12 protein-coding genes are annotated in these 12,353 nt (G+C 26.8%); 4 read left to right on the top strand and 8 right to left on the bottom strand.

The window, feature by feature from the left end:
* The first annotated feature begins 2 nt into the window (after positions 1-2).
* The gene (locus T324_RS0111600; protein ID WP_028330407.1) at positions 3-485 is read left to right on the top strand and encodes a hypothetical protein; all 483 of its coding nucleotides are present in this window, start codon (positions 3-5) and stop codon (positions 483-485) included.
* 52 nt (positions 486-537) lie between these two features.
* Here T324_RS0111600 and T324_RS0111595 read toward each other — a convergent pair whose 3' ends face one another.
* The 4 genes from T324_RS0111595 to T324_RS0111580 all read right to left on the bottom strand — a co-directional run bounded on the left by T324_RS0111595 (position 538) and on the right by T324_RS0111580 (position 6,785).
* Positions 538-1,515: a sulfurtransferase gene (locus T324_RS0111595; protein ID WP_028330406.1), complete on the bottom strand. Its 978-nt coding sequence runs from the start codon at positions 1,513-1,515 to the stop codon at positions 538-540.
* Between the two features lie 60 nt (positions 1,516-1,575).
* On the bottom strand, positions 1,576-4,704 hold the full coding sequence (locus T324_RS0111590) for an efflux RND transporter permease subunit (protein WP_028330405.1): 3,129 nt from the start codon (positions 4,702-4,704) through the stop codon (positions 1,576-1,578).
* 297 nt (positions 4,705-5,001) lie between these two features.
* Complete coding sequence (locus T324_RS0111585; protein ID WP_028330404.1) at positions 5,002-6,045, bottom strand: hypothetical protein; 1,044 nt, start codon at positions 6,043-6,045, stop codon at positions 5,002-5,004.
* Positions 6,033-6,785 (bottom strand): hypothetical protein, encoded by a 753-nt coding sequence (locus tag T324_RS0111580; RefSeq protein WP_028330403.1) that lies wholly within the window; start codon positions 6,783-6,785, stop codon positions 6,033-6,035. The genes T324_RS0111585 and T324_RS0111580 overlap by 13 nt, the downstream gene beginning before the upstream one ends.
* Positions 6,786-6,925: 140 nt before the next feature.
* Between T324_RS0111580 and T324_RS0111575 the strand changes: the two genes are divergently transcribed.
* Complete coding sequence (locus T324_RS0111575; RefSeq protein WP_028330402.1) at positions 6,926-7,630, top strand: phosphatase PAP2 family protein; 705 nt, start codon at positions 6,926-6,928, stop codon at positions 7,628-7,630.
* A 210-nt stretch (positions 7,631-7,840) separates the two neighbouring features.
* Here the strand turns inward: T324_RS0111575 and T324_RS18580 are convergent, their stop codons facing one another.
* A complete protein-coding gene (locus tag T324_RS18580; RefSeq protein ID WP_245580705.1) occupies positions 7,841-8,044 on the bottom strand; it encodes a methyltransferase in 204 nt (67 codons plus the stop codon).
* Positions 8,045-8,099: 55 nt separating this feature from the next.
* On the bottom strand, positions 8,100-8,231 hold the full coding sequence (locus tag T324_RS18795; RefSeq protein ID WP_281171817.1) for a hypothetical protein: 132 nt from the start codon (positions 8,229-8,231) through the stop codon (positions 8,100-8,102).
* Between the two features lie 87 nt (positions 8,232-8,318).
* Between T324_RS18795 and T324_RS0111555 the strand changes: the two genes are divergently transcribed.
* Entirely contained in the window at positions 8,319-8,597 is a 279-nt protein-coding gene (locus T324_RS0111555; RefSeq protein ID WP_028330400.1) for an acylphosphatase, read from the top strand.
* A gap of 30 nt (positions 8,598-8,627) precedes the next feature.
* Positions 8,628-10,439 carry a LysM peptidoglycan-binding domain-containing protein gene (locus T324_RS0111550; protein ID WP_028330399.1) on the top strand — a complete coding sequence of 604 codons (1,812 nt, stop codon included), beginning with the start codon at positions 8,628-8,630 and terminating at the stop codon, positions 10,437-10,439.
* A 75-nt stretch (positions 10,440-10,514) separates the two neighbouring features.
* Here the strand turns inward: T324_RS0111550 and T324_RS18575 are convergent, their stop codons facing one another.
* Together T324_RS18575 and T324_RS17285 are read right to left on the bottom strand one after the other, a co-directional pair.
* Entirely contained in the window at positions 10,515-10,895 is a 381-nt protein-coding gene (locus T324_RS18575) for a methyl-accepting chemotaxis protein (protein WP_245580699.1), read from the bottom strand.
* Positions 10,876-12,339, bottom strand: a complete 1,464-nt coding sequence (locus T324_RS17285; RefSeq protein WP_245580698.1) for a methyl-accepting chemotaxis protein — start codon at positions 12,337-12,339, stop codon at positions 10,876-10,878. Before T324_RS17285 ends, T324_RS18575 begins: the two co-directional genes overlap by 20 nt.
* Positions 12,340-12,353: the final 14 nt, after the last annotated feature.

Genomic DNA, 12,353 nt, shown 5'->3' with positions numbered 1-12,353 from the left:
AAATGGAGAAAAAAATATTCTTTATACCAGCAACTATAATACAAATTCTTTTTATGATACTTGCATTCACATTACATATTTTATCTAAAAAGAAAATGGGGGTAATGAGACACTTTGTATACACAAATAATAAATTAAATAATATGCACAATATGGAAAATATTATAAATATAGCTTTGTTTATAGTTTTAGTAATTATAATATTTTCTATACTTCTATTTTTTAGAATGGTTTACAGCAGAAGAAGATTTAATATGCCTAGAATCTACTCAAGCAGATATTTGTATATATTAAATACTTCATTATTTTTATTCGGCATACTATTAATGATTTTTATTAAAGTATTTTCAGTAAATAAATTAATATCGTATTATTATATGTCTTTAATATTTTTTATAGTATATATAATTGAATTCATAAAAATATCCATTTACTTTTTAATAAAGAAGACAGATCTAAAAAATAACACAGTCACAAATATATAAAATAATAAGCGGGCAGTAAAAAACTTACTGCCCGCTTTAAAAATTAATAATATTAATTATTTGTATTTTCTCTAGGATCCCCTAATTGAACAGGCAATTCATGATTCATTTGCCACACATACCATCCGCCGTCAAAAAGTGTTACATTAGTCCATCCCTCCTGATAAGCTATTAAAAACGGTATAGCAGCTCTCCATCCTGTTCCGCAATAGAAAGATATTTCATTATCTTTTGTTACACCCCATTCATTCCATATTTTTTGTGCATCTTCTATACTAATAATTTTTCCATTATCATCAACATAATCAAATTCATCTTTTCCCCATACAGCACCTTTAGGCTCTCCTACTCTCTCAATATAGCTATAACCGCTTACTTTACCAATAAACTCACCCCAGCTTCTTATACTAACAAGTTTAAAATTAGGATCTTTCTGTTTTTCAATTATTTGTTCAGGCAATGATATAATATATTCAGGATGAGCAGGAACTGTAACTCCAACATTATCTATAGGCACAGCTTTTTCAGTATTGCTTGAAGTAGCATATCCCATATCTGTCCATGCTTTTAAATTACCATCCAATATATGAACTTCATCAACACCAGCCCATAAAAAAGTAACAGCAACTCTTGCTGCAGGAGAAGGCTCTCCATATATTATAACTGCAGTATCTTTTGATATGCCAAAATCTTTCATAACCTGTTCTATTTCTTCAGGAGTTCTTACATTCCAATAAGTAGGCTCTTCTATTAAATCAGTGTTAATATGCAAAGCACCAGGTATATGAGCCTTTTTATAATCAGCACTAGGATCTCCCCAAGATGCTTCCAAAATGACATAATTTGATGATTGAGATTGATTACCATCTATAACACTTTTAACCCAATCAGCATTTACATATACTCTATTCTTTTCTACAGGTGCTGCTGTCTGAACAGATGTTTCTGTTTGAGTTGATGATGTTTCAGTTTTACTGCATGAAATTATAAAGATAAAAAATAATATAAAAAGTAAAGATAACTTTTTCATTGTATTTCTCCCAAAAATTATTTGTATAATTAGGAATTATATTATTAATTAGAATATTCGTCAACTGTTTATATTATTCATAGCAAAATCATTTTCACTGTCTTTATCTTTTTTATCATAATCCTTAAGAGGTATTTTATTTCTTATAGCAGCATAAATTGTAGGTACTATTATTAAAGTAAACATAGTAGAAACAGAAAGACCTCCAAGCAATGCTATAGCAAGAGGCTTGTACATTTCATTTCCGCTTCCTATACCAAGAGCCATTGGAAGTATTCCCAATATAGTTGTAAGTGTTGTCATAAGAACAGGTCTTAATCTTCTTGTACCTGCAATTATAGCAGCTTCATCTCCGTTTATATGCTTCTCATGCATAAGCTGATTCATATAATCAATTAAAACTATTCCGTTATTAACTACAATACCAATCAAAACAATACATCCTATTGCACTATATGCACTCAATGTTGTATTACTAATGAATAAAGCAATAAGAGATCCTGCAAAACCAAAAGGTATTGCAAATGCTATAACAAAAGGTGCTATTAATGATTCAAATTGACTTGCCATTATAGCATAAACTAAAACCAATGCTAATATCAATGCCTGTATTAACTGCATGAAAGCCTCATTCATTTCTTCAAAATCTCCGCCATAATTAATAATAAGTCCGCTAGGTACAAATACATCTTTTTCTATATTTAATCTTACATCTGCTATTATTTCATTTAAAGGTCTTCCATAAGTATTTGCTATTACAACTGTAAATCTTTTCCTATCTTTTCTTTCTATCCTAGTTGGTCCATAGCTTTTTACTATATCAGCTATTGATGATAATGGTATTAATACTCCCTTTACAGGTATGCTTATTTTTTCAACATCTTCTATTGTAACTTTATCTATATTTTCTAATTGCACATTAACATCTATATCTGTATAATCTGAATTATCTGGAGTAATTGTAGTAGCAGTTCTTCCTGCAAAACTAGTATTTATTATTCTTGCCACATCATTAATTTTAAGACCCATTTTTGCTGCAATATTTCTATTAACATAAACTTGAAGTTCTCTGTTAGATTCATCTATATCGACCATAGCACCTCTGATTCCTTCTATGTTAGATATAGAAGATACTATTCTGTTTCCTAACTCCTCTGCCTGTACTATATCATCACCTAATATTTCAATCCTTATAGCCTCTCCTCCTGTAGAAGTTGATCTCGAACCTAATAGTCTGACATTTATTTTGGCAGGATATAACTGCAGTTTTGATCTAGTTCTTTCAACATAATCATTTATATCCCCTACTCTTCCTGAATTCTTTGCCTTTAATTGTATTCTTATATTAGCACTATTCGCTTCACTTCCTTTTCTTATTCTTGATTGAATTCTTTGTAGATCATCTTTAATAATTTCTTTTATATCATTTTCCATTAAACTAATAAATGATTGTGTCTGTTCATATTTAGTACCTATAGGCATAGTTACCTGCACCATAAACTGTCCTTCATCAGTTTTTGGAAAACCCTCTTTTCCTATAAATTTTAAGCCTATTATTATAACAACGAATACTAATATTATAGAAGGTATTAATACTGTTTTTTTTCTTTTAATGGAAAATGATAAAATCTTTGAGTATATTAAATTTATATTATTATGTATATATTTATTAGTTAAAATTTCTAATTTACCAAGTAATTTTAATCTTTTATTTGTAACAAGTCTAGCACCGAACATCGGTACAATCAAAAGGGCAACAAGTAAAGAAGCTATCATAGATATTGTAACTGTAATACATAGATCTCTAAAAATTTGGCTTGTCATTCCTTCAATATATAGAAAAGGCAAAAACACAGCTATTGTTGTAAAAGTAGAAGCAGATATTGCAAGAGATACTTTTGAAGTACCATTAATAGCAGATGAATATTTTCCAAAACCATTATTTCTATAATAAAATATATTCTCAAGCACTACAATAGAATTATCAACCATCATTCCTATTCCAAGAACTAACCCTGAAAGAGATATTACATTTAAAGTTATTTTCATAAAATACATAAGTGTAAAAGTAACTATTATAGAAAGCGGTATTGATATTGCTATTATTGATACTGTTCTAATATTCCACATATAAAGCATCAATACTATTACAGCAAAAAGTCCTCCCTGCCAAGCAGCTCCAAGAACTCCTTTTATAGCCTCATTTATACTGTCAGCAGTATTAAACATTATTTGATATTTTACCCCGTTTGGAAAATTATATTCTTCTAATTGTTTTATAACATTCTTTGAAACTTCAACTGTATTCGCCCCTGATTCTTTACTTACTGCTATTGATATGGAATTCTCTCCATTAACTCTTATTATATTAACATCATCATCATATCCTTCATAAACTTCTGCCAAATCTTGTACTTTAACTACAGTGCTGTTGTCTCCATCTGTTTTTAAAGCAATAGCCGTATTTTTTATATCATCAATACTTGTTATCTCTCCCATAGTTCTTATAGTATATTTATAAAAACCCTGATCTGCCTGACCTCCTACCAAGTTATTATTATCACATGAAAGAGCAGAAGCTATATCATTGATATTAATATTATATGCTTTTAATCTATTAAGATTAACATCTATTTTTATTTGAGTTTTTAATCCGCCTAATACCTCAGCCTGTGCTACTCCTTTAGCCTGTTTTATTTGAGGAGCTATTTGATTATCGGCTATATTATATAATGTAGTTTGATCATCTATACCGTAAATAGCAACTTCCATTAATGAAGTATCATCCATATTAAATTTTCTTACAGTTGGTTTATCCGAATTATCCGGAAGAGAATCAGATACTTGCTCTAATGCCTCTCTTATATCTTCAGTTGCCTCTGTTAAATCTACTCCCCAATTGAATTCTATTAATACATTTGAAGAATCCTCTCTTGATGTTGATGTGATATTTTTAATATTATTAACTGTAGCAACAGCTCCCTCTATAATTTTTGTAACGGATTTTTCTATCTCTTCAGGACCTGCGTTTTTATATCTTGTATATATGCTTACATAAGGAACCTGCATATTGGGCATAAAATCTATTGAAAGTCTTGATAAACTTATAAGCCCTAATATTAATATTGATACTATAACCATAAGTATAGTAACTGGTCTTTTTACTACTAATTCTATTATTCTATTCATAAATCATCGTTTTCTTAAAATTATTATTTTTGAATATGAAACGCTTTTATCAATTATAACATAAGCTAATTACATATTATATCATGTTAGACGAATAATATGTAAAAAAGTTTTAAATTTTCACCATTTAATACTGACAAAATGTAAAAAATATTTAAAAATAAAATTACTTCTATTAAACTTATAATCAATAATTAGAGTTTATTATTTTAAAGATATATTCATTATGAAAAAATAACATATAATAAAAATTATTTTTTTATTATATGTTACAAACAATGATACATAATAAATTTCTTATCTAGTAAATAGTTTTATAAATCTTTCTCTATATTTATAGGCTAATAATTTTTTATTATACAATTCTGCCAATCTCTTTATTTCAGTTTCATCCATATTATCAGTATCTATAGCATATATATAACTGTCTTCTTTAAATCCTTTTATCATAATGTTTATATAATTATCAAATTTTTTCATCAAGAAAAATCTAAAGAATAATATAGAACATGTTAATATTAATGAATTAACTATTACATATATCAATATAAACATATAATAAGGATAAGTGAACTCTTTTCCGCTTCCTATAAAGAAAAATCCATTTCCCTGCATAATTGCAGTTTCAAATAATAAATGCTTGCTTTCAAAATCTTCCCAATCATTGCTTCTGTATTTAAGCTCATTATCATAATAAAGAATAGCCATATTATAGCTCTTGGCAAATCCCTCATATTCTAATTCATCAATATTTCCCTCTTTTGAGAATGTAGTTTCTGCTGCATATATTATATCATTTTTTTTATTTGCGTAAGAAGTAACTATTTTATTATCAAAAACCCAGTTTATTATAGCATAGAGTACAACAAATATTATAGCTATAAGTACAGATACAACTATAATATAATGTGAGGTTATCAATGAGTAAAAAGTATTTTTATTTTCTACTGAAAAAAGATAAAAGAAATATATTATATGAGATATATAAAATATAAATAGTACATGATATCCTCTTGTAAGAAAAGAAGATATAATATTTTCTCTAAGAAATACCCTGTTTAGAGAAAAAAAGTTTGTTATATAAAAAAGTCCGAATATTGATAATATAAAAGGTATCAGATAAACTGTGAGATAAAAAAACATCTCAGTTCTTGAATATTTTTTCATCTTATAAAAAAACACAGAAACAAAATAGAAAGAACATAAAAATTCTATAAACATCAATATTCTCATAATTGCCGTATTTACATTAACTATCATATAAGCACACATTGATATTATAGTTAAAGATGATACAGCAGACACTATGAAAGTGATATTATATTTTGCTAGTTTCTCCACTTTATTTCTCCTGTTTTTGCTTTATCATATATTTCTTTAATCATCTTATAATCCAAACCCAAAAATGAAGCATTATTCACCAAATTATATATAGCACTTAAAAATATAGGCTGAGTATTTTCTATTATTTTTTCTGTATACGGATATGATGCCATTATTCTTGAAAGATTAAAAAGTATAGCTATCAATTTTGATGAACTTGAAAGCTCATCATTTGTTATAGAATAAGGCAATACACTTTTAGCAGCTATTGCTATAAATATTGGATTTATATGCTCCAATGTAGAAATATTTTCTATAGAATTATTTATCATATCTTTTGCTTTATCATAAAATTCTTTCTGATCATATTTATATTCATTAAATATTGGAAGGGAAGCAATATAGCTTGTATGCATTATATCCCTTAATATCAAAAGTACAGATATATAATTAACTAATTCATCATTTGTAAGCCCAAATTTATCATCGCTTATTATTTTTTCTTCTATTCCATTTGGCTTAGTCCATGATATAGAAATAACCTGTCTTATTATGTCATTTTCCAATATAGTGTATGTATATGCTATATAATCTAAAAAAGCTTCATTCTTATTAAGGCTTTTTATTAATCTTATTATAGACTGCCCTTGAGTTTCTGCATCATCATCAGAACCTGGTATATGGGATAAAAAACTAAAATTAATTTTTTCCTGTAAATGTATTAAAAACTGCTCATAAGCATCATTTCCAAAAAGCACTTTATAATATCCTAAAACAATAATTTTTGTATTATCTTCGGAAAATTTAAAAAATCACTAAATATTTTAAAAATTTTAATAGTTGATTTATTTAAATTTTATGATATTTTATTATAAATTATAAAATTGGACTCTTTTATATGGATAATGAAAAATACAATACTAATAATGAGACAGATGAATTAGAACCCAATAAATATAAAAAGAAGCTAAAAAAGAAACGAAGAAAAAAAATAAAAAAAATCATCAAAAGAAGAAGAAAGCAGAAAAGAATCAATTATATAAATAATTTACCTATAATAAAATTTATGTCAAAAATAGATGACAAGTTATTCCTAAAAATATTTAAAGATAATAGAAGAGGCCCTGTAAAAACATTTATGAAATTTATGAGCAGAATGGGAGATGGATATGTATGGGCTATTCTTTATTTAATATTTTATATGTTTAGAATAGATTATGCCGCTCTTTATTTTTCAAGGGCTATTTCAGCTGTATTTATATGCATATTTTTATTTCTTTATATAAAAAGTTTTTTCAGCAGAACTCGTCCATATAAAAAGTATGATAAAATACCTATAATGTACCCACCGGATAAACATTCTTTTCCATCAGGACATACTATGGTTGCATTTGCAATATCTTTTTGTATGGGAAGCTATAGTATAGGTTCTGCTTTTTTGTTTTACCCTATAGCATCTTTAATAGCTTTCAGCAGAGTATATGTAGGACTTCATTATCCGTTTGATGTAGTATTTGGTATTATATTTGGAACTATAATAGGATTTTTATCAAATCTTGCATTTTTTTATATAACTGGACTTCCTATATTAGGGCATTTATGATTTCTTATTATTTTTAATTTCTTTTTTTAATCTTTGCTTGATTTTATTCGAAGGAATATTATTACGCTTTTGAGAAATAAATATATAATATCCATTCTTATTTATTACTTTTACTCCACCAAAAATGGAAGTTAATTTATTTTTATACCAATCCAGACGCTTAGTCACCATAACAAATTTACCATTAAGTATAAGTTTATAAAAACCAGCCTATATAAAATGTTTAGGTACAGAGAAATCAGCATGATAAGGAGGATTTGAAAGTATTATAGAAAAATCGTTATGATGTATATTTTTCAAACCATCGCTTTTAAGTATATCTATATTAGGAACATCATTTAAAACAGCATTTTCCTTTGCAGTATTAATTGCATTATCATCTATATCGCACATAATGACTTTATCATCACCTATTATTTTAGCTGCAAGTATGCCTACAATTCCATATCCGCATCCTAAATCTAAAACTTTACTTTCCTAAACTAAAATCTATCTCTTCAAGCATAGACAAAGTTCCTATATCAGCATTTCTAGGAGAAAAAAGTTTATCATTAGTATTTAATTTTAAATCAATATTATTTATTGAAACGTTAATAGTCATATTCATATTTTACAAATGTTTATATAAATTGTCAATTTTTAATTTGCCATTATAAATTCAATAAAATCTATTTCCGATAATTAAGACATGTTTAAAGTAGATATAATATTAAAAGGAAGAGTTCAAGGCGTAGGCTTTAGATACTATGCAAAACAAATAGGCGATGAAATGAAAATAGGCGGAAAAGTATGGAACAATTATGACGGTTCTGTAGAGGTTATAGGATACTTGGAAACTAAAACTCATATTGAAGAATTTATAGAAAAAATTAAAAAGGGACCTGAAATGTCCAGTGTTAAAGAATCTGTAGTTACTGTTACGCCTGTTGATCCTCTTGTAGATGAAGTTTTTGAAATAGTAAACTAATGGCTTTTATATTGAACTGAAATAATAATTATGAAAAATGTTTTTAAATATGCATCAATTATAGGATGTACATTTGCTTCTGTTAATTTTGGGGCTAATTATATAGATTATAAAGTAAAAAACGGAGATACTTTATACGGTATAGCTTTTGCCCATGATATGAGTGCAAATGAATTTCTAAAAGTAAATAATATAGATGATCCTGATAAATACAATCTTAAAATAGGTGAAACTCTAAAAGTTAAAGAATCCGGATACAGTTTAGTATATGATTCTGAAAATAATGTATATGGAATAAAAGAAGATAAAGCATATAAAGATTATAAAGTAAAAAGCGGAGATACTTTATATGGTATAGCCTTTGCACATGGTATGACTGCAAATGAATTTTTGAATATAAATAATATAAAAGATGTAAATAAATATAATCTAAGAGTCGGAGAAATATTAAAAGTAGCTAATAATGATCAACAATCAAAAGATAATGTCAATATTTCCAATATAAATAATGATAGTGAAAAGAAATCTTATGATACGTATAAAGTAAAAAGCGGAGACACTTTATATGGAATAGCTTTTTCCCATGGTATGACAGCAAGTGAATTCTTAAAAATTAACAATATTGATGATCCTGATAAGTATAAACTATATGTAGGAAAAACAATGTATGTTGTAAATTCAAAAAAAGATAATGATACAAGCGAAAAACAAACATACACTGAATCAAAAGACATAGAATACTATACTGTAAAAAGAGGAGATACTTTATACGGCATAGCTTTTGAAAACGATATAAGTGTTAATGATTTTTTGAAAATTAATAATATTGAAGATCCTTTAAAATACAAATTAAGAATAGGAGAAAAATTAAAAATATATGCTAAAAATAATAATTCAAATTCTACAAGCAGAACTATAAAAACTTATAAAGTAAAAAATGGCGATACTCTTGGAGAAATAGCATTAAAAAACTCTATGTCATTAAAAGAGTTGCTTGAATTAAATAATTTGAATAATAATTATGTACTTAAAATCGGAGACACTTTAAAATTATATGATAATGTTAATATAAACACATCAAAACCTGAATACAGAACTTTAGAAAATTATAAAGTTAAAAATGGTGATACTTTAAGTGAAATTGCAGCAGCTAGAGGAATGGATTTAGTAGAGCTTTATTCCATAAATAATTTAAATAATAATTATGTACTTAAAATTGGAGACACTTTAAAAGTATATGCAAATCCTAAAAAAACAAGCACTTTAGTAACATCAACATATAAAATAAAAAGCGGAGACACTTTATATTCTATAGCTAGAAATCATAAAATGGATTTAAGAGATTTAATGAGACTTAACAATATAAAAAATGCTAATGAATATAAATTGTATATAGGAAACTCATTAAAAGTGCAAACATTAAAAATGATACCATATTCATTTAATGATGATAGTGTTCTCCCTGAAAGTTCTTTTATATGGCCATATAAAGGAATAATAATATCCGGATATGGTGTTACTTCTGATAAACTTGCAAACAGAGGTATAAATATATTAGGAGATGTTGGAGATAAAGTTGTAGCTGCTGATGATGGAATAGTTGAATATGTAGATAATATAAGAGGATTTGGTACTGTTATAATATTAAAACATAAAAATGGATATAATACTTCTTATGCCCATTTATCAAAAGCAAACGTTAAATTAGGAGATATAGTTTCTAAAGGTGAATATATAGGAAATATTGGAGATACAGGTATGATAAACAAAAGTGAATTATACTTTAAAATATCATATCAAGGAAGAGCAATAGATCCTTCAAAATTACTTCCTAAAGCTTAAATTATTGCTATTATTACTAATAAGCTATAAACTGATTGCATCAATTATTTGCTTTTAGTTTATAGCTTAAAATTATTATTTATTAGAACTGAATTTAAAGAAACTCAATTCATTTACTATATCCTCTGCCATTTTTGAAGTCTTTGCACTAGCATCTGAAGCTTCTTTTGAAAGTTCTTCATTTTTTATCATAATTTTATTTATTATTTCTATCTCATTATTAATGTTCTTTATTCTCTCTGTTTCCTCTCCGGATGAAGTTGCTATATCTACAAGTATAGAAGAAGTTTCTACAGATAGTTTTGATATTAAATTTAACACTTTAGAAGAACGGCTTACAGAATCACTTCCTGTATTTATCTTCTTCACAGCATCCTCTGCTATATCAGTTATATCTTTTGTTGCTTTACTTACTGTAGTTGCTAATTTTCTTATTTCACTCGCTACAACAGCCAAATCCTTTACCCTGATCCCCAGCACGTGCCGCCTCTACTGCTGCATTAAGGGCAAGTATATTAGTTTGCAAAGCAATAGATTCTATAGTTTTTGTTATTTCAAATATTTTTTTACTTGAATTTTGTATTTCATTCATATTAACTTCTATTTCTGAAATAGTTTGAACACCTGTTTTTGTTGTATCTTCCATTTTGTCCATAGAATCTTTTGCTGATGCTATACTCATAGATGAGGAGTTTATTGCAGTTGATATATCCTGCAAAGCTTCTTCTAATTTTTCCAAACTAACTGCCTGTATGTATGCTCTTTCTAATAATTTACTGCTGGAATTAGTTATCTCAACACCAACATTATTGATATCCTCAATAGCCTTTTTTATTCTATATACAAGCTTTCCAATATTAGCTTCCATCTCGTCTATAGCACGTGCTAAATCTCCAGCCCTATTATTTTTAGAAAGTATCTTTTTATCTATTCTATAATTAAAATTACCTTCAGACATATTATCAATAGCAGTAATTGCCATCTCTAAATAAGAAGATAAAGGAAGCAATACTATAGACGTTAAAAATATTCCCATAACTATTAAGAATATAAAAATAAATACAAATATTAAAAACATCTTTTTCAATATGGTATTATAATTAGATAAATCTCCTTTAACTGCCAAAGCCCAAGTAGTTCCAGCTATATTACGTACACAGCTCCAATTATTACCTTTAATTATAATAGGAGAATTAGCATTATTTACATACTCTTTTGAATCTTTAAAAATTTCATCATCATCAAATATTGTAATATCATCTTTAAGAATATAATTAGGATTGCTATGCATCATATAGGTGCCGTCAGATGTAATTAAAAATACATTCTCACATCTTATACTACTATTTACAATATTTACTACATTTATTTTAGAAAAATCTATACCTAAAACACCTTTTAACATACCATTAGTATAAACAGCCTTTGAAAAAGTTATTAGCAATTCCTTTGTATTAAAATCAATATAAGGATCTGAAATATATATTCCATTTGCAGACAATGCGCCCTTATACCATGGCCTTGAAGTTTGATCATAATTAGTTGGATACTGGTGAGTTACACTTAAAAATGTACCTCCATCAGAAAATGGTACAGTATTTCCATAGAGTATATCAAAAAACTCATTTCTTTTATTATATACATTTGTAATAGAAAGCCCCATCTCATAAGGAGTCAAATCTGCTATTGCATAAGAATCTAAAATATTTAATACTAAATTTATATTGTTAATATCCTTTCCTATGGCAGAAGTTATCCTATTAATATCTATATGTATCTTCTCCAAATGATAGTTTTTATAAAAATTAGCAAATATTATAAAAACAATACTTGTAACTAGCAGGATAAATACAGAATATGGTATTATTAATTTTAATAGAAGTTTTATATTATTTCTCATTTTAGACACCCCAA

Origin of the sequence: Brachyspira alvinipulli ATCC 51933, assembly GCF_000518245.1 — a bacterium.
GTDB classification, from domain to species: Bacteria; Spirochaetota; Brachyspiria; order Brachyspirales; family Brachyspiraceae; genus Brachyspira; species Brachyspira alvinipulli.
Note: the sequence above shows the minus strand (reverse complement) of the source record. Positions and strands in the feature narration are given on the sequence as shown.

Excerpts from the sequence above, each read along its gene's own strand:
- T324_RS18795 (WP_281171817.1), bottom strand. The coding sequence starts at position 8,231 with ATGACTATTAACGTTTCAATAAATAATATTGATTTAAAATTAAATACT.
- T324_RS0111590 (WP_028330405.1), bottom strand. The coding sequence starts at position 4,704 with ATGAATAGAATAATAGAATTAGTAGTAAAAAGACCAGTTACTATACTT.
- T324_RS0111575 (WP_028330402.1), top strand. The coding sequence starts at position 6,926 with ATGGATAATGAAAAATACAATACTAATAATGAGACAGATGAATTAGAA.
- T324_RS0111595 (WP_028330406.1), bottom strand. The coding sequence starts at position 1,515 with ATGAAAAAGTTATCTTTACTTTTTATATTATTTTTTATCTTTATAATT.
- T324_RS0111555 (WP_028330400.1), top strand. The coding sequence starts at position 8,319 with ATGTTTAAAGTAGATATAATATTAAAAGGAAGAGTTCAAGGCGTAGGC.
- T324_RS0111600 (WP_028330407.1), top strand. The coding sequence starts at position 3 with ATGGAGAAAAAAATATTCTTTATACCAGCAACTATAATACAAATTCTT.
- T324_RS0111550 (WP_028330399.1), top strand. The coding sequence starts at position 8,628 with ATGAAAAATGTTTTTAAATATGCATCAATTATAGGATGTACATTTGCT.
- T324_RS17285 (WP_245580698.1), bottom strand. The coding sequence starts at position 12,339 with ATGAGAAATAATATAAAACTTCTATTAAAATTAATAATACCATATTCT.